Source organism: Okeania sp. SIO2C2 (genome assembly GCF_010692625.1).
GTDB classification, from domain to species: domain Bacteria; phylum Cyanobacteriota; class Cyanobacteriia; order Cyanobacteriales; family Microcoleaceae; genus Okeania; species Okeania hirsuta.
Genome location: NZ_JAAHGM010000016.1, coordinates 64,518 through 82,269 on the forward strand (window position 1 = coordinate 64,518; position 17,752 = coordinate 82,269).

Below are 17,752 nucleotides of genomic sequence, written 5' to 3' on the forward strand. Positions count from 1 at the left end.
CCTTTAAAGAAGAGGCTTTAAACCTTAATTATTTGGTAAGGGCGAATGGCCATTTGCTAACGCAGAGCTGCCGCTAACGCCCCTACTTTGCAGGAGATGTCTCTTTGATAAAAAAGAGAATTATGACCTAAAAAATGGTATTGAAGCCATTCCCATACGACTCCTGACTCCTGAGGACTGACTTCTAAATTAAATAATCAAAAATAGTAACCGAATTTTACCTATAGCAATTTCATCTCCTGAGTTTAAAATTTCTGGTTTATTAGTCCGGTATCCAAACCTAGTTTTACCTGTAGGTTTAATATAAATACCATGAGTAGAACCCATGTCTTTAATCTGCCATTGATTATTTTCAAAATAGATTTCTGCATGAGTAGAAGAAACTGTTTCATCTCCATAAAATCCATCTAAATCAATTTCTACAGGACCGATATTTGGGTCAAATTTGCCAATAAGAGCATTGTTACTATCGATAATAAATTCTGGTACAGGGGAACCTACTTGTTTCGGAATAAGTTTAGCAATTGTTCCAGTAATCAGAGTAGGATTAGCAGAATTTTTAGGTAAAATCTTTGCTTTTTTAGCAGTTTCTAGAGTTGGAGGTGAGCTAGTTTGAATATTTGTATAAACAGGTGCAGTAACAGGATTATTATTAATATTTTGATTAATCCTTTGATGAAAATTTACTGTCTGTTGATCTGTTTGTAAAACAGTTTGTTTTTCTCCCTCTTGAATACCTTTTTCTCCAGCCTCAAACAAAGTAATTGATGGTTGTATTTCTGAACCACAAACTTCGCAAAATTGATTTTTGTCGGAATTTCTATCGTAGAAACATACATTACAATTAATAGCCATAATCCTCCTCAAAAATAAATTTATTTTAACTCCCTTTCTACAACATAATTTTTAATTTGATGTTTTTGTTTAGTAACAGTCTTGAGCTAACTACCTTCTTCCTTTTTGCTCCTTCATTCTTTCTTATATCATCTCTCTTTGAATAACCCGGAAAAATTTAGGGAGTAGGGAGCAGGGAGCAGGGAGCAGGGAGCAGGGAAGCAGGGGAAATTTGTTTGCTCCGCATTCCGCACCGAAAAAATATTTTCTCTCAAAAGAAGAACATTTTTATTATGGCTAATTAATGAGACTTGATATTACTTTAGAGAGCGCTTGTCAAATAAATATTAGATCCTGTAGCACCATCCCACAGCACGCGGTGCGTGACAATAAAATCGACCATTATTCCAGAACGGTAAGGGTCTCGTCACACACCCTACTTAATCTACCTTCTTCCTTCTTGCTCCTTCCTTCTTTCTTTAAGAAAAGTCTAGGGGGGGTAAGGCGCCAATTTTTGGTTCTATATCAGATAAATCTGGATAAATAAGTTGGGGAATTTCTTGATTTCCTGATTCTTTGAGACTGTTAATATTCCGATGATTAATTTTAGGTAAATCTAGAACAAAATTACTATCTCTATATCCTTCTTTGATATCTTGAATCCATGTTTTGATAATTATTTGTAAGTACATATCATTAATATGAAAGCTACCTTGACTTTGTAGTTCATTTCTAATTTTATTGCATACTATTGGGGTAAAAAAACTGGCAGGCTGATTTTCATAATATTCTTCTAAGTCTAGAATATATCTAGATATTTGATTAGTATTTTTGTTTGTGAGAGTCAAAGAATATTCTACCATAATAATTCTAACTAATTTAGGCTAACTGTATCTATATTCCATTTTTGATCTGTAGAATTCCAAACTAAAAATAACTCCAGAGATTGAGCAATATTTTCTCCTGATTTTTTTGTATATTTTACCAGAGCATTTACTGTAGCCGTTTCTGTACTTGTGCTGACCTGCTTAACATCTTGAATAGCAATATTATTAATTCCTGTCCACCAGTCATAATAGGAATTATAACCATCTGGATGTAGTTGTTGATTATCTTGAAAACTTGTTGATAGTTGATTCCAAGCTTGCTCATATTTACCTTGATTAAGATTAGAATAATAATTTTTTACTGCTGCTTCACTAGAAGTTTTAGGAGTAGATTCTTGAGGTGTCGTTTCTGATTTTGACGTTGATGAAGTTTTGTCTATATTAACTGTAGAATGTTCTGGTGTTGGTAAATCTCCTAAACTCATTTCTAGGTTGAATTCTGTAGATTCACTAGGGCTTGAAACTTGCACAATATATTCTCCTGTTAAGGGTAAATCAATAGACATTTGTTCTCCAGAAATTGGTGAATCCCTCTGTTCAGCAATAATTAATTCTCGACGTTGTAATAGTTTCGTATCTGGGGAAAATATCCAAATACAAACATTACTGGTAATTCTATAGTTAAAATCTTTACCCCTTCTGGCATAGAATTTATAGCTAAGTTGTTTTTCAGAGTTAACAGTATCGGATATAGTAATAATATTTTCAGTTAAAGATAAAGATTTAGCGTCTGTTTTATCCAGACGAATTATTGGTTTTTGTGGGCATTCTACAAAGGTAGGAGTAGGTGATGTGGTAGGCAAGTTTAATGGATTTTCAGTAGTAGATAATTCACGGCACCCACAGATGATTAGAACCGTCAAATATAGTATTGATTTTTTCATATAATTTTTTGTACATAGATTGGTAAAAAAATTAGATTTGCTGTTTTTATTTAATAGGTTGAATTAGTAGTACATGATGAATTTTGATTGGCTTACTTTATCTAAGTTCAAACTTCAAGAAGGCAGAAAGCAGAAGGCAGAAGGAAGAAGGGAAAATTGCTTATGGATTCAAACCCCAAACAATTTTCAGCTGTTGATGGTGGGGTATTAAACCCGCAAAAGAAAAGATAAATTATCTGACTATTTTAGTTTTAGTTCTGCTAGATTAATTGAAGCATAAATCTGGTAGATTGTAATAATTTTTGTTGCCAGACACCACAGTGGGAGCATCTTGCTCCCTTACTCGTATCTTGCTCCCTTACTCGCATCTTGCTCCCATGAAGCACCGTTGTTCATCTACATATCCGGACTTACGCACGAGGCACGAAAAAGTAGCGTTTGAGATTGCTTTCCGTTCCGGAATGCTCCGCAAACCCTATCGGTCGCTTCGGACGGAAATATGTTCTACTGCGTAAGTCCTACATATATCATTACCATGCAGAACTACCGGGAGTAGAAAAGAAGAAAAACAGCCGTACCTAAGTAACTTGAGAAACGCTATATCTAAAATTGGTTGTCGTTTGTAGACACGGAGCAAGATACAATTAATAATTAATAATTAATAATGGCTTTGTTGCATGAAAGTATATAGCTGTCGCACTTGCTCCGCATATGTACTTCATAATGCGCGGAAACACCTATAACTATTGGACAATAGATAAATAGAACATCAATGTTTGAGGTGAAAAAGATTGAAACTTTTACCTATAAAGGCTTTGATATTTGATCGGTAAAGCAATAACTATTGGACAATAGATCAATAGAATATCAAGAATCGCGATCGCTATCTTTGGCTTTCTATGCACAGCAATAACTATTGGACAATAGATCAATAATCAATGTTTGAGGTGAAAAAGGTTGAAACTTTTACCTATAAAGGCTTTGATATTTGATCGGTAAAGCAATAACTATTGGACAATAGATCAATAGAATATCAAGAATCGCGATCGCTATCTTTGGCTTTCTATGCACAGCAATAACTATTGGACAATAGATCAATAGAATATCAATATTGATTGACTAATAATGAAAATTTTTTCTTATTTCTCCTTTAAAAGAGGAGACTTTAAAGCTTAATTATTCGGTAAGGGAGCAAGATGCTCCCACTGTTTTTGTCCTTGACCAAAATAATTACAATAGACCAACATTACAATGCACCAGCATCTAGACAAGTCACTTGTCGAAAACTCTCTTCATCCGCTTTTCCCTTTTTCTTTGCTATAAGATATAGCAGTAGCATTACTATATTTGACTTATGGAATAGTTTAAACAACCTAAATATTATTTAATCTTCTATCCTAGATAACTAAAGCCTTCCTTCTTCCTCCTCCTTCCTTAATTTGACTTATGGAACATCTAAAACAACGGAATATCAAGCTTATTCCTTCTTTCCTCTTCCCTCTCCCTTCTTCCTTCAACTATGTGTCAAAACTTCAGAAATATGGGTTTAGATTAATTCTGGCACTGTGCATCTGTTTACTATCTATATTTCTATTCTCTCCCGTCCTAGCAGAAGATGCAACAAGTGTAAAAGCTCCGGTAGTATTAGATGGTCGAGAGCTTTTAGAAATTGGCCCTTTGGAAAAAGTGACTGCCCAGGAGAGAGCCGCATTAATGACATCAACTCTGAAATCAGCCTTAGCTGAGAGTATCCAACGAGGAACACCACCACAGATAAAAGTAATCCGCTCTAATCAAGAAGTGGTATTGAAAATCGATAGTCGCCCCTTAATGCAGGTGACAGAAGCGGATGTCCTCAACTCCATGTACTCAGAGATGCAGGTACAAATGTGGCAGGAAAAACTCCAGCAGGGTTTAAATCAAAGTTGGCGGGAACGCACCCCTGCTTATACCCGTTGGGCAGTCAAAAAGCTGATAATTGCCTTTCTGATTACTCTGTTACTTCAGGGGGGACTCGTATTACTATTTCGTTACATTCAACGCCAGAAACTACAAAATCCTGAAAGACGCTGGAATTCCCTACAACTATTAGGTTTACTATTATTGCAAGTGGGAGTATGGGCAGCATTTATCAAGTATGGAATTCAACTATTTCCCATAACTAGAGCTTGGTTTTATGAGGCAGTCAAATTTCTAGACAGTACATTTAATTCTAGAATGTTTCAACTGGGAGAAGACAGCATTTCCCTGAGCAGAATATTAACGATCGCTCTAACTATAGTCGCACTTTGGGTAGGGGTAAGTTGGTTTGTGAGTATCCTCAAATCTCGCTTCCTACCCCTGACAGAAGCTGAACGCAGCCACCAAGACACGATCGCTTTTTTTGTCCAATACGGACTACTTTCTATAGGAGCGGTCTTAATTCTCAATGCTGGAGGAGTAGACTTTCAGTCTCTAGCTATTTTGGTTGGAGCGCTCGGAGTAGGAATTGGTTTTGGATTACAAAATATTGTCAAAGACTTCATCTGTGGGTTAATTTTAATTGTCGCTCGTCCGGTCAAAGTTGGAGAATTAGTTCAAGTTGGAGAATTTCAAGGTTTAGTCCAACGCATCGGTGCCAGAACTACTGACATTTCTAATATCGAGCGCTATATTATTACCATTCCCAACTCTCGCTTTATTGAAGGGGAAGTCCTCAACTGGAACCGCAGTGGTATAACTAGGGTGAAAACTTATGTGAAAGTTCCTTATGGAACAGATATTGATTTTGTCTACAAAGTTTTGCTTGCTGCTGCTCAAGTAGAACATCCAGATATTCTCCGTCATCCACCCCCGAAAGTAAAATTTCGGCAATATACAGAGGATGGTTTACAGTTTCGGGTAGTGGCTTTTATCCGCGATCCTCTCAAGCAACCGAAGGTGAGAACACACTTGTATAACCAGATAGAAAGATATTTGCGAAAGTATGGAGTAGAAGTAGCTCGTCCTCAACAAGACTTACATCTCAAAGACCTCGACGCAGAAATCTATGCTTGGTTGCGGTCGCAAACTCCTGTAGAATATCAATCCCAACCTGAAGAAATTCCATCTATCGAACCACCTGCTATCAAAGAAGAGTACGACTGGGAGGCGATCGCCACTGCCATGCGTGGAGCTAACGGAGTTTCTATCAAAGACCGCAAATTTCAATTTAAGAAATTTGAAAATGTCTTTTTTGGTTCGGATGCAGTAGAGTGGCTAATGATTCACGAACGAGCTACTCGGGAAGAAGCTATTTTAATGGGTCAATTAATGTTAGAACAGGGCATAATTCATCATGTTTTAGACGAACATAATTTTAAAGATGAGCCTCTGTTTTATCGCTTTTATGATGATGAGACATCAGATGATTTTCCAGCAACAAATGAAACACCTTGAATAAGGCAGAAGGCAGAAGGTCAATTGCATGAGGATAGTCAACGACCTGCCACACCCGTGTCTGATCGCCCCAAACAATTGAACCTATCCCATTCAACAATTAATAATGAATAATAAATAATTACCTCTCCTTGAAAAGAAGAGGATTGACTAATAATGAAAATTTTTCTTCTCTTGGTCGATTGGATATGGCGAGGTCTCCTCGCCATCCCTCGACCGCTTATTATCCCCTTAAAAGGGGAGGCTTTAAACCACAATTTTTCGGTAATAAGATTTTTGCTAAAAACCCTAAATATTTTGAGAGTTAAAAACGAAAAATTAAGCTTTTAAAGTATATTTTACTTCAACAAATAAGCCTGTTAAAAATAGTGGGATAGGTTCAACGTTATGTTCTAATTTTTGATTTTTAATGATTATATCATGTTCGCTTAATTAGCCTTGAAGAAGGAAGAAGAAAGAAGGAAGAAGGAAGAAAAAATGGATGGGGACTCAAACCCCAACCAATTGTCAACACCGTGTAGACGGTGGGGTATTAAACCCAAAATCAAAAGAGAAAAAACTTTCTTCTTTTTCCTCCTGAGGACTGAGGACTGAGGACTGACTCCTCCGTAATTATTTATATGTTAGAGTAAGCTATGTCTATCAACCATATAGCTTGCAGGACTAATTAAATAATCAATGGCAACTGAAACTATCGTTTTATTATCAAAAAGAGAAATAGAAAAAATGCGTCGGGCAGGACGTTTGGCCGCAGAATTATTACATCATCTTGAACCTCTTGTCAAGCCTGGAGTAAGCACTCTAGAATTAGATGAAGAAGCAGAACGTTGGACGCAAGCTCATGGCGCTCGTAGCGCTCCCCTTGGTTATCACGGTTTTCCTAAGTCTATCTGTACCAGTATTAATGAGGTAGTTTGTCATGGTATTCCTAACAAAAAACAAATCTTAAAAGAGGGAGATATTATTAATATTGATGTGACTCCAATTCTTGATGGTTATCATGGGGATACTTCTAAAACTTTTTTCGTAGGTGAACCTTCTCCATTGGCTAAAAAATTAGTTGAAGTTACAGAAAAATCTATGTATTTAGGCATTGCTGAAGTTAAACCTGGAAATAAAATTGGGGATATTGGAGCTGCTATTCAAGAATATGCTGAAGCACAAGGTTTTTCTGTAGTTAGAGATTTTGTTGGTCATGGTGTGAGCAATATTTTCCACACTGCACCACAAATTCCTCATTATGGTACTAGAGGAAAAGGGACAAAGTTGCGAACTGGAATGGTATTTACTATTGAACCGATGATTAATGAAGGTACTTGGGAAGCAAAGGTACTTGACGACGGTTGGACTGCTATTACTAAGGATGGTAAATTATCTGCACAATTTGAGCATACTGTTGCTGTTACTGAAACAGGTGTAGAAATATTAACTCAATATGAGGGCTAAATTCAACAATTAATTATTAATTATTAATTATTAATTATTAATTATTAATTATTACCTCTCCTTGAAAAGAAGAGGATTGACTAATCATGAAAATTTTTTCTTGTTTCTCCTTTAAAGGAGAGGCTTTAAACCTTAATTATTCGGTAAATAATAATTATTAAACCTCTGGTTAAAAAGATATAGACTTTTTGTACACATTAGGGAACAGAGAACAGGGAATAGATGTTCACGGCCAAAGATTACGAAAAATGATTTTTCAGTGACTTTTACAACTCTAGCTTATCTTAAATAAAGAGCAAGTTTATTTTCTGGAGATGTCTATTAGATAAAAATTTTGCTGAACGGTTAATAACAGTTGAAGAATATTTTAGGCGTTTCCTGCGGAATACTGCGCAAACAGCTATTAGCGGTCAATTTTGCTACTTTTTTTAATGAATGCGCCCTTATTTATTAAACTTCTATACCCAGTCAAGTAAATTAGTAGTCCTAAAATTTTAAAGGCGCTTAAATGTGAGTAAGAAAAAGATAGTATTCAAGCATCTTACTTGACCAAGAGAAAAGAAAATTAAGTATTTCAAGCCTTCTGCTTTCCTACGGAATGCTTAAAATCATAGTTTTTATCAAAATAATATGGGTTGCGAACCCCGCCTTTTAAGGCCAAATATTTTTGGAGAGTTGCTCACGCATCCCCCTCCTGGGAGGGGTTAGGGGTGGGTTAACTTCTGTACGTCGCCAATCCGACGGCTCCCCTATCTGACTTCTGACTTCGTTAACCCCCTCATACTGTAGGTGGAAAATCTGATAATTGGTTTATTCCAGAAAGAATAATTTCTGGTTTATCTCTATACATATGTAGTTGCCCAGTGATATAAACATATCCTCTACCTAAACCAAAGTAACGATTTTTTAATAGTTGTAATAATGGCTTCATTTCTTCAGTATTAGTATTTGGAATCCATAATTTTAAACGATGGTCTTTAGTTCCATCATAAATTAAAGCACCATTATCTAACCACTTAGAAACTCCTCCCTGTAAATCATAGAAAACTGTTACATATTCTTCAGCTCTTGCTGCTGCTAATATCTTGGGAAAATCTAATCTCACTTCTAGAACTCCAGAAGCTATTCCATAGGTACGATAATTATCTACAATGGAGGCTCTTAATGACCACCAAGGTACTAGCAAATTATAATTTCTTTTACGTTTACCTCGATTTATTTGAGGGTTCCAAACACCAAGATTATTAGCTTGAGCTTCTATTTCTGCAGCTATCATTTCTTGATGATAAAGTCTAGAATTTCCATATTTAATAAAATAGGGACTCCAGCCTTCTCTAATTAGTTTAATATTAAAGTTTTCTCCATTTTTATTGACATAAGCTATTAAACGACCTTGATGGTCGCGATATTTTTCTAAACAATTTTCTACAGGGTCGTCTGTATCAAATTCAAGATCGACTTGAGCAAGTTCACCGTCAGGTAATATGAAATATTTTATTGCCATTTCTGATGCAGCTTTACCCATGTCTGTCACTGGTTTGGAATATTCAGAATAGCTTTCTTCAGCATCAACATAATCCATTCTGATAAATTCTCGTTTATCGTTTAATAAAACTTTGATTGTGTCACCATCAACTACTTTTGTAACTTGAAGATTTTGAATTGTTGTGCCTTTTTTTTTGATAGTTAAAATTTGAGATTTCATAATCGGCGATCGCTCTTAATTTTCCGCTAAACTAAAATGATATAGGATTTTACATTGAATCAGTAAAAAAGTAAATGTATGAGTTGACCTTATGTTTAGGAAGTAGATGTTTAAGTAGTGACGCAAAATTAATTAATTTGTATATTTGATGATGAGTCTCTAAATGAATATCTTGAAGTCAAGTTTTCAGTCTCAAGTTTATTCCTGATACTCCACCAAATTGTGAGTAAAATTTCCATAGGGAAAGTAGAAATAAAAAATATTTGATTAAGGCATTATTTAGCTATATTACATCGTAAAATTTGTGTGATTTGCGAGTCAGAATAAAGGCGATCGCTTGTCAGTTTAAGAAGTGATTTAAACCTGAAATTATCAATAAATTATAAAAGATTAAAACGGAGAAAGGCAGGAATAATTTGGCACTTGTTGTAGAATCATATTATTATCTGCCTTACTCCACCAAAATTGAATTGGTGTAATAAAATTTTTTTTATAGGTATTTTATAGATTCAAAGCTCTCCTGAACCAACAGGATTTCGTAAATTAATTAATTGTTCAATAGTTGTTTGAATTGAATGAAGAGCTGTGGCATCTTCTGATGCTTGCTTTGCTATATCTAATAAATAAATTGCTTCTGAAAGCTGAGAATAAACTTCTTGGTTTCTAGTGTTGACTTGGCTGAAGTTGAGATAAGACATGATTCAAGACCCTTAGTTATCTACAACTTCATCATCTCCTAACTCCTGAAAAACCACATCCTTCAACTGGTTCATCCAATTGGGTGATTATTATTTTAGATTAATATTCAGTCTCGATATTATAGATAGCTATACTAAGATACTTGATATTTTCTTAACCTTGCCAATAGTCGTTAGGATCGAGAATATAAATAAACTGAAATACATCATTGGAGAAAAATAAATGGATCTAGTCAGACTCCAAAATTCATTGGACAATATCTCGTTTGCCATCTTGTTTGCCACAATGCTAATTTATTGGGTAGGTGCCGCTTTTCCTCGTATCCCCTATCTCTCGGTCTTGGGTTCTACCGGAATGGTGACCGCTAATCTCTGTATTGCAACCCTATTAGGAGCACGTTGGCTAGAAGCTGGCTATTTTCCCATTAGTAATTTGTACGAATCTCTATTTTTCCTGACTTGGGGACTTACTACTATTCACCTCATAGCCGAAAATATGAGTGGAAGTCGCCTGGTGGGAGTTTTTACATCTCCCTTGGCAATGGGTATTACTGCTTTTGCGGCCCTAACTTTGCCCTCCGGTATGCAGTTATCAGAACCTCTTGTGCCTGCTCTAAAATCTAATTGGTTGATGATGCACGTCAGTGTCATGATGTTGAGCTATGCAACTTTGATGGTGGGGTCTTTACTGGCGATCGCTTTTCTCATTGTTACCAGTGGCCAAAAAGTAGAACTTAGTGGCAGTTCCTTTGGCACTCGTTCTTATAGAAATAATCATTCTGTGAAGCTCTCAAAAAATTTGCAACTTCAAACAGAGGGAGCTAGTCTGAATCAAATTGAGGACAACCATCAATCTTCTCCTCTATCTACAACAAATGGCCACAGGCCAACTGCTGTCTTAGAAATGGCTAGACCTACTCAAGCAGTTGAGACAGAAGTAACTCTTTCTCCTCAACGTTTGAGTATTGCCCAAACTTTAGATAATATTAGTTATCGTATTATTGGCTTAGGATTTCCTTTACTGACTATTGGGATTATTGCTGGAGCAGTTTGGGCAAATGAAGCTTGGGGTTCTTATTGGAGTTGGGACCCGAAGGAAACTTGGGCTTTGATTACTTGGTTGGTATTTGCTGCCTATCTCCATGCCCGTATTACTAGAGGATGGCAAGGACGACGACCTGCTATTTTGGCTGCTACCGGATTTGTTGTAGTCTGGGTATGTTATTTAGGAGTAAATCTTTTGGGTAAAGGTTTACATTCCTATGGATGGTTTTTTTAAATTGCTTTACTCGTTTAGCTACGAGAAATGAAGGCGCAGCATTCAGTAAGAAAGGAAGAATAAAGAGAAAGGAGGAAAGTAAAGAGTCGGGAGTAGGAAGCAGTTATTATTACTCAGATTCTACAGGTCAATTTGTCACATAAAAAGTACCACAGACATCAGTGGGTTGATCAGTATTTATACTCTATAAATCCTCATAATTTAACTGAGACGGGAGCAAAATTATGAGGAATAAATTAAGCATAAATATTTGATGGAGCCAGATAATTAGCCAGCGTCATTACCCTACTGACTAATGATTGATGAATAATGACTACTGACTAATTGCCTTTTATACTAGGCTTTGAAGTGCGGAATGTAGGTAATAAGATTTCTTATTCTCGTTTTTGAAATCACTTTTTAAATTAACTTCCTTTCTTCGTTAAAAATAAATCTAGGATAATTAAATATGGAAACTGAAGTGACTTTACTAAATAATGATGATGTTTTGTCTACAAGTGCTAGTCTTTTGATGTTTCAATGTACATTTCAAGTCAGTGAATATATAACGATGATTTTAGCTAGGTTGGAGTCGGAAAATTTATTTGATGATGGGCTAGAATGTCAATTATTAAGACCTGGTGATTATTGGAGAAAAGGAAAAGTAAAATTTCGTTTAGAATTTTTTACAGAAACTGAAGAAGAGTTATATGAAGCTGTCGATCCTATTTCTCAACCCTCAGCTTACTCCATACTAACTTCTGATGAACAGCCACAGAATGTAGGAATGTGGAGTTAATGCAATTTTTTCAACAATTAATAATAGGCATAGACGTGAAAAAGATATAAATTTTTTTCTGGGATGGGGAACAGGGAATAGGGAGTAGGCAAGATATTTTGAGAAACTAAGGTACAGAAAATGATTGATTTTGTGAGTTTTAAAACTAGATTTATTTCCTATAAATTGGTTAAATAAAATGCTTATTTATTTTCCATCAGCTCTCTAATTAATAATTAATTAGACAAAGGCAAGAGGCAAAAGCGTGTAGAAAACAAATATTTTGTTAATAGATTGAAAAATACTCTAAATAAATTAGTAGGGAACAGGGAACAGGGAATAGGCAAGATATTTTGAAAAAAAAAGGTACGAAAAATGATTGATTTTGTGAGTTTTAAAACTCTATTTCTTTCCTATAAATTGGTTAAATAAAATGCTTATTTATTTTCCACTTAATAATTAATTAGACAAAGGCAACAGGCAACAGCGGGTAGAAAACAAATATTTTGTATTTTAATACCAAATTAATTTCTAAGTTTCATAGAATAATATTTTAATCAGAGTTGACTGTAGATCGAGATAGACAAGTTATTCAAGAAGGCAGAAGGCAGAAGGAAGAAGGCTTTAGTTATCTAGGAGAGAAGGAAGAAGGAAAAAATAATTCTGTGCCACCTCACATAAAATTGGTATAATACCAATTTGATAAATATTTGCTACAAATAACTAGGTTATTTCTTAAGGAGTCCGTCGTCAGTCGTCAGTGGTCAGAATGAATAGCTTTAATACCATTTATTAGGTCGGAATTTATCTTTTTATTCCAAGGGACATCTCTTGCATGTGTCTTTTAACTGCCCTTATTATTTGTAACATTCTTTTTCCATGCTTGGTATAATACCTAATACCTAACACCTAATACCTAATTTTGATAGAAAACAGGAAAGAGAGATTTCTAGCAAATATTTATCCAAATAGCATTAGAGATATTTTAGCAATGGAAAATGAAGATAATTTTCAAGAAAAACGTTGCTCAGAACTTTTACTATATATGGCTTTAAATATAGAAGACTTCCAAATATTACCCAAAATCAAATTAGAAACAGACCTGCCTCAGACAATTATAGATGGGATAAGAAAGTATTTTTTGACTTATCAATCTGCCTGTGAATATGCTAACCAGATATTCCTAGAAATTTACCAATCTGGTGCAATAAAAAAATACTGTCAACAAAGCAAAATAGGTAAAAAATTACCAACCGCTTTTTATATTCATACCTCTGCAGTAGCACAACTTCATCCTTTACTACAACTCTACGAAAATTTAGCTCATCGTTTATATCTCAAAGCAACTTCTCAGCAGAAAGACGAGCAGAAAATCACCACATTAATTAAATTTAACTTTGATAAACCAACAATTTCTTATCTCCACTATCCAGACTTCGATACCGACCCCCATCCGACTTTAAAAACTAGCATTTCTATTAACATGAATAGTGGAAAAGTTGAATATAGAAACTACCAAAATAGTAAAAATCCCCCTGTGCTGCATCGTAAAGAAACCTTTGTGAATACTGACTATCCCCACTACAAAAAATTTGCTAAACTGACCAGTGCTGAAGTGAAATTAGGACTGTTAGATAACACTCGTTTAATTGGTACTCGTCAAGGATGGTTCACACACCTAAAAAATCATGGAATTGAAATTAAAGACCATCATGTAATTCAACATACTATTGAAATACCAATTCCCAAAATAGAACGCCACAAAGCAGCGATCGCTCGTAAAAAAATTTCTAAACCAGTACGTTTGGGTTTAGAAGCAAATCTCTTTACAGAAGGTACAACCTTTTTTGATTATGGTTGTGGTCACGGTGGGGATATTAAACATATTGCTCAAAAAGGTTATCAAAGTACAGGATGGGACCCCTATTATTCGCCCGATAATACTTGTATATCTGCTGATGTTGTTAATCTTGGTTATGTAATTAATGTAATTGAATCTTTAGCAGAACGTAGGGAGGCTTTGATTAAAGCCTGGGGGTTGACTAAACAGGTTTTAATTGTTTCCGCTATGGTATTAATTAATGACCATAAAACCCAGAATAAACTTGCTTATGGAGATGGCATAATTACAGCTCGTAATACTTTTCAGAAATATTATGAACAAGAAGAATTAAAATCTTATATTGACCAAGTTTTAAATGTAGATTCTATCCCTATAGATTTGGGTATTTTCTTGGTATTTAAAGATGAAAAACAGGGGCAAAACTTTCGAGCGTCTCGATTAAAAACTCGTTTATCTACACCTAGAATTAACTGCAAAAATCAGAAATTTGTAGATTATGAAGAACAGCTTATTCCTCTGATGAATTTTATGAGCGATCGCGGTCGTCTTCCGGTCAGAGGAGAAATTGCTGAAGAGGCAGATTTAATTGCAGAATTTGGTAGTTTTCGTCGTGCATTTCGAGTAATTATGCAAGCTACAAACTCTGTAGAATGGGACCAGATAACTGATAAACGTCGCCAAGATTTATTAGTATATTTAGCCTTGAGTAAATTTGGCAACCGTCCTAAATTTTCCCAATTAGCAGAAGTAGTCAGAAATGATATTAAAGCTTTATTTGGTAGTTATAACCAAGCCTGTACATTAGCCGATTTAATGTTATTTAGTTTAGGTGATTCTGAATTAATTAGTAAATGTTGTAAAAATAGTTCTATTGGTTATAAATTTTCTAACTCTCTGTTAGTTCATGTTTCTGTTGTAGCAAAACTCGATCCGTTATTACGACTTTATGAAGGTTGTGCTAATCGTACAATTGGTAGATTAAATGAGGCAACTATCATTAAATTTCATACGAAACTACCGATAATATCCTATTTATTTTATCCCGACTTTGACACAAAAGCTCATCCAGTTTTGCATACAAGTATGCACATTGATTTACGAGATTTAAGTGTCAGTTATCAGAGCTATACAAATGAATATAATCCGCCAATTTTACACAGAAAAGATGCTTTAGTAACACCAGATTATCCAGAGTATGAAAAATTTGCTAAACTCACACAACAAGAAGAAGATAGAGGACTCTTAAATGACTTGAAAAATATTCAAAACCGAATTAGTTGGCTCAAATGTTTAGAAGAAAATTGTACAGAAATTAAAGGTCATCGTGTTTATTGGCAAACTAATGTTGACCCTTATCGCTTAAAAATATTAAAATCTGCTCATGCTACTAGAAAACGAGAAAGAAAAAAACAACTAAATCAGGAATGAATAAGCTATTGACTGAAGATGTTTTATAGACATCTCCGAAAAAGAATAGACTTTTTGCAGAAGTAGGCAACAGGCAACAGGCAACAGGCAACAGGCAACAGGGAAGAAATTTCTGAAAAAAGACACAAAAAATGATCCATAAGTGTAATTTCCACCAGATGTCTTATACCAATTTGAAAAAAGAGTGTTACGAATAGTAAGACCGAGAAAAGACTTTATAGGAGATGTCCCTTTGACAAAGCGGTCGATCTTCGGAGCTTCCCGTAGGGTGGGATGGCGATCTTCGGAGCGGGTCTGCACTCTTCGGGTCTCCTCGCCATATCCAATCGACCAAGAGAGCGGTGCGACCCCGCGACGACGCCAGTCGCACCTGGTAGCGCACCAAGAGAAAAAGATAATTTATGCCCTAAAAAATGGTATTAAAGTCATTCATTCTAACTCCTGAGGACTGACTCCTGACTCCTAAGAAAGACCCTAGATATTTGTAGCAAACATTTATCAATTTGGTATTACATCGCGCTACGCATTAAGGTGTTTGACATGAATAGAAGCAGCAAACCCTTTTGTATTTCCCTGTTGCCTATTGCCTGTTGCCTTGCGCGTAGCGCTATAGTTTAAAATAGCTAAGAATAAGTCAACTATAACCAGAAACCAATGAATAAATTATTTGAAAAAATAAATACCCAAGTAACGATTTTAGGAAGTATTATTGCTATTCTTTGGATTGTACAAATTATTAATTCTGAATTTTTAGCAGGAAAATTGAACTATTATGGTGGAATTCATCCTCAAAGTTCTATAGGACTTAGTGGTATTTTTTTTGCTCCATTTCTGCATGGTAGTTATGCTCACTTAATGGCTAATATTGCCCCATTAATTATTCTCGGTTGGTTAATCATGTTACGGGGAGTAGGTGATTTTTTCTTTGTGAGTATCGTTACTATAATAGTTAGTGGTTTAGGTATTTGGTGTTTCGGTGCGCCTAATTCTATTCATATTGGTGCAAGTGGATTAATTTTTGGTTATTTCGGGTTTTTGCTACTCCGAAGTTTATTTGACTTCAGTATTTTATCAGTAATATTCGCCTTAACTGCTGGTTTCCTTTATAGTGGTTTAATCTGGGGTATTTTGCCTTCCGATCCTGATGTCTCTTGGGAAGCACACTTATTTGGTTTTTTGGGTGGGATATTCGCAGCTCAACTTTTAGGTAAACGTCGAAAAAATAGTTAAAGTAGAATTGGTAGGTATTGCATCAACAAAAGTGTGCAAATGATAATATAGTGCTTCATTGAACTAACCACAACTACTTGTAAAAATTGATGAATTTTCATTGATTTATACTCCAAATCAAGTCAAAAGTCAAAATCATTGGTAAAAATTCCCCAATAAAATTGCCAATTAACCATAAAAAAGTCAAAAGTTAAAAGTTAAAAATCAAAATTACTGGTAAAAATTCCTAAATCCAATTGCTAACTAACCATAAAAAAATTCAAAAGTTAAAAGTTAAAAGTCAAAATTACTGGTGTACATTACCGACATAAAACACATAAATAATAAACCAATCTCCGGCACAACACCACCGAAATGTTTCAGAGTAAAAGCATGACCGAATTCATGGAGAAAAATCACCAACATAGTCGCAACGCAAAACCTAATACAATTTCTCCATGAAGTTGCACTTAATATGAGGAAAAGTTAAGGGTATTGGAAGAGGCGATCGCTCGGACGGAAAAGGAAGTTGTTGATGCTCGGACGAAGTTGCAATATCAGCTTGTGGTTCCGGATACGTTGGTTACTCAGACTGATGCGGTGAAGGCTGAAATTGCTGATTTGGAGGCGAAGATTCAACAGTATCGTCAGCAGTCTGATGTTTTGAAGGCACAAGCTGATGATTATTATGCCCAAGCTAACCAGTATCGCCAACAGCAGCAACATCATACTAATATTGCTAATAACGCTTGGATAACGCGCAAAGGTCGTAGTGGACGATGGTATAATGTACAACTACCAGAAATTCATTTGAGAAATTGAAAAAATGCAGATATCATCTCCCATCGATCAACTCACTGAAAAAGCAAAACAGATACTCAATGAAATTACCTATCTCACCTTAGCAACAGTAGATAAAGAAGGACACCCTTGGAACTCACCTGTCTATTATGGTTTTGATGAAGATTACACATTTTATTGGTCATCATGGATAGAAAATCAGCACTCTCAAAATATTATTAATAATGGGCAGGTTTTTGCAGTTGTTTATGATTCAACAGCATTGAGTGGAGAGGGATTTGGTGTTTATTTCAAAGGTATAGCTGAAGTTATTGAGGCAGAAAACGAAATATTCAATAAAGCTATTGATAGTATCTACACAAAAAGTGGCAAACCAAAAAGAGACAAAAAATATTTTCTTGACTCAGGACTGCGACGTTTATTCCGGTTTATGCCAACAACTATTTGGGTTAATGTGAAAGAACCTTACGAGGATTATTTTCTTGATAAAAGAGTAGATATTACTCAAGAAATAAAGCAATAAAAAAAAGCCCGTATTGCAGGCTTTTTGTAAATCTCAAAAAC

General features: G+C 35.2%; 15 protein-coding genes. 9 read left to right on the forward strand and 6 right to left on the reverse strand.

From position 1 onward, the window contains the following. Positions 1-189: 189 nt before the first annotated feature. The 3 genes from F6K18_RS15745 to F6K18_RS15755 form a co-directional block, all read right to left on the reverse strand. On the reverse strand, positions 190-855 hold the full coding sequence (locus F6K18_RS15745) for an FHA domain-containing protein (RefSeq protein WP_287522089.1): 666 nt from the start codon (positions 853-855) through the stop codon (positions 190-192). 458 nt (positions 856-1,313) lie between these two features. Continuing rightward, positions 1,314-1,697, reverse strand: a complete 384-nt coding sequence (locus F6K18_RS15750; RefSeq protein ID WP_287522091.1) for a hypothetical protein — start codon at positions 1,695-1,697, stop codon at positions 1,314-1,316. A gap of 11 nt (positions 1,698-1,708) precedes the next feature. Further along, positions 1,709-2,605, reverse strand: a complete 897-nt coding sequence (locus F6K18_RS15755; protein WP_287522092.1) for a hypothetical protein — start codon at positions 2,603-2,605, stop codon at positions 1,709-1,711. Between the two features lie 1,521 nt (positions 2,606-4,126). Between F6K18_RS15755 and F6K18_RS15760 the strand changes: the two genes are divergently transcribed. Both F6K18_RS15760 and map read left to right on the forward strand, forming a co-directional pair. Then, positions 4,127-6,022 carry a mechanosensitive ion channel domain-containing protein gene (locus F6K18_RS15760; RefSeq protein ID WP_287522093.1) on the forward strand — a complete coding sequence of 632 codons (1,896 nt, stop codon included), beginning with the start codon at positions 4,127-4,129 and terminating at the stop codon, positions 6,020-6,022. Between the two features lie 678 nt (positions 6,023-6,700). After that, positions 6,701-7,468, forward strand: coding sequence for a type I methionyl aminopeptidase (map, locus tag F6K18_RS15765; protein ID WP_287522094.1), 768 nt, complete (start codon positions 6,701-6,703; stop codon positions 7,466-7,468). Positions 7,469-8,246: 778 nt separating this feature from the next. On the opposite strand, the gene F6K18_RS15770 is transcribed toward map, so the two are convergent. Both F6K18_RS15770 and F6K18_RS15775 read right to left on the reverse strand, forming a co-directional pair. Beyond that, entirely contained in the window at positions 8,247-9,173 is a 927-nt protein-coding gene (locus F6K18_RS15770) for a thermonuclease family protein (protein WP_287522096.1), read from the reverse strand. A 509-nt stretch (positions 9,174-9,682) separates the two neighbouring features. Beyond that, positions 9,683-9,871, reverse strand: a complete 189-nt coding sequence (locus tag F6K18_RS15775; protein ID WP_287522097.1) for a hypothetical protein — start codon at positions 9,869-9,871, stop codon at positions 9,683-9,685. A gap of 223 nt (positions 9,872-10,094) precedes the next feature. On the opposite strand from F6K18_RS15775, the gene ccsB reads away from it, so the two are divergent. The 5 genes from ccsB to F6K18_RS15800 all read left to right on the forward strand — a co-directional run bounded on the left by ccsB (position 10,095) and on the right by F6K18_RS15800 (position 16,408). Beyond that, the gene (ccsB, locus tag F6K18_RS15780; RefSeq protein WP_287522099.1) at positions 10,095-11,150 is read left to right on the forward strand and encodes a c-type cytochrome biogenesis protein CcsB; all 1,056 of its coding nucleotides are present in this window, start codon (positions 10,095-10,097) and stop codon (positions 11,148-11,150) included. A gap of 448 nt (positions 11,151-11,598) precedes the next feature. After that, a complete protein-coding gene (locus tag F6K18_RS15785; protein WP_124144769.1) occupies positions 11,599-11,928 on the forward strand; it encodes a KGK domain-containing protein in 330 nt (109 codons plus the stop codon). Between the two features lie 542 nt (positions 11,929-12,470). Beyond that, on the forward strand, positions 12,471-12,599 hold the full coding sequence (locus tag F6K18_RS15790; RefSeq protein ID WP_287274398.1) for a hypothetical protein: 129 nt from the start codon (positions 12,471-12,473) through the stop codon (positions 12,597-12,599). Between the two features lie 299 nt (positions 12,600-12,898). After that, complete coding sequence (locus F6K18_RS15795) at positions 12,899-15,178, forward strand: DNA phosphorothioation-associated putative methyltransferase (RefSeq protein ID WP_287522187.1); 2,280 nt, start codon at positions 12,899-12,901, stop codon at positions 15,176-15,178. Positions 15,179-15,832: 654 nt separating this feature from the next. Then, positions 15,833-16,408, forward strand: coding sequence for a rhomboid family intramembrane serine protease (locus F6K18_RS15800; RefSeq protein ID WP_124144768.1), 576 nt, complete (start codon positions 15,833-15,835; stop codon positions 16,406-16,408). A 273-nt stretch (positions 16,409-16,681) separates the two neighbouring features. On the opposite strand, the gene F6K18_RS15805 is transcribed toward F6K18_RS15800, so the two are convergent. Then, the gene (locus tag F6K18_RS15805; RefSeq protein ID WP_287522101.1) at positions 16,682-16,813 is read right to left on the reverse strand and encodes a hypothetical protein; all 132 of its coding nucleotides are present in this window, start codon (positions 16,811-16,813) and stop codon (positions 16,682-16,684) included. A 69-nt stretch (positions 16,814-16,882) separates the two neighbouring features. Here F6K18_RS15805 and F6K18_RS15810 point away from each other — a divergent pair, with 69 nt between their 5' ends. Continuing rightward, the gene (locus tag F6K18_RS15810) at positions 16,883-17,209 is read left to right on the forward strand and encodes a hypothetical protein (protein WP_287522102.1); all 327 of its coding nucleotides are present in this window, start codon (positions 16,883-16,885) and stop codon (positions 17,207-17,209) included. Between the two features lie 4 nt (positions 17,210-17,213). After that, entirely contained in the window at positions 17,214-17,711 is a 498-nt protein-coding gene (locus F6K18_RS15815) for a pyridoxamine 5'-phosphate oxidase family protein (protein ID WP_287522103.1), read from the forward strand. The last annotated feature ends 41 nt before the right edge of the window (positions 17,712-17,752 follow it).

What these genes read in the sequence shown, in the direction of transcription:
- F6K18_RS15755 (WP_287522092.1), bottom strand. Translation starts at nt 2,605, where the DNA reads ATGAAAAAATCAATACTATATTTGACGGTTCTAATCATCTGTGGGTGC.
- F6K18_RS15795 (WP_287522187.1), top strand. Translation starts at nt 12,899, where the DNA reads ATGGAAAATGAAGATAATTTTCAAGAAAAACGTTGCTCAGAACTTTTA.
- F6K18_RS15785 (WP_124144769.1), top strand. Translation starts at nt 11,599, where the DNA reads ATGGAAACTGAAGTGACTTTACTAAATAATGATGATGTTTTGTCTACA.
- F6K18_RS15745 (WP_287522089.1), bottom strand. Translation starts at nt 855, where the DNA reads ATGGCTATTAATTGTAATGTATGTTTCTACGATAGAAATTCCGACAAA.
- F6K18_RS15805 (WP_287522101.1), bottom strand. Translation starts at nt 16,813, where the DNA reads ATGTTGGTGATTTTTCTCCATGAATTCGGTCATGCTTTTACTCTGAAA.
- F6K18_RS15815 (WP_287522103.1), top strand. Translation starts at nt 17,214, where the DNA reads ATGCAGATATCATCTCCCATCGATCAACTCACTGAAAAAGCAAAACAG.
- F6K18_RS15770 (WP_287522096.1), bottom strand. Translation starts at nt 9,173, where the DNA reads ATGAAATCTCAAATTTTAACTATCAAAAAAAAAGGCACAACAATTCAA.
- map (WP_287522094.1), top strand. Translation starts at nt 6,701, where the DNA reads ATGGCAACTGAAACTATCGTTTTATTATCAAAAAGAGAAATAGAAAAA.
- F6K18_RS15800 (WP_124144768.1), top strand. Translation starts at nt 15,833, where the DNA reads ATGAATAAATTATTTGAAAAAATAAATACCCAAGTAACGATTTTAGGA.
- ccsB (WP_287522099.1), top strand. Translation starts at nt 10,095, where the DNA reads ATGGATCTAGTCAGACTCCAAAATTCATTGGACAATATCTCGTTTGCC.
- F6K18_RS15750 (WP_287522091.1), bottom strand. Translation starts at nt 1,697, where the DNA reads ATGGTAGAATATTCTTTGACTCTCACAAACAAAAATACTAATCAAATA.
- F6K18_RS15775 (WP_287522097.1), bottom strand. Translation starts at nt 9,871, where the DNA reads ATGTCTTATCTCAACTTCAGCCAAGTCAACACTAGAAACCAAGAAGTT.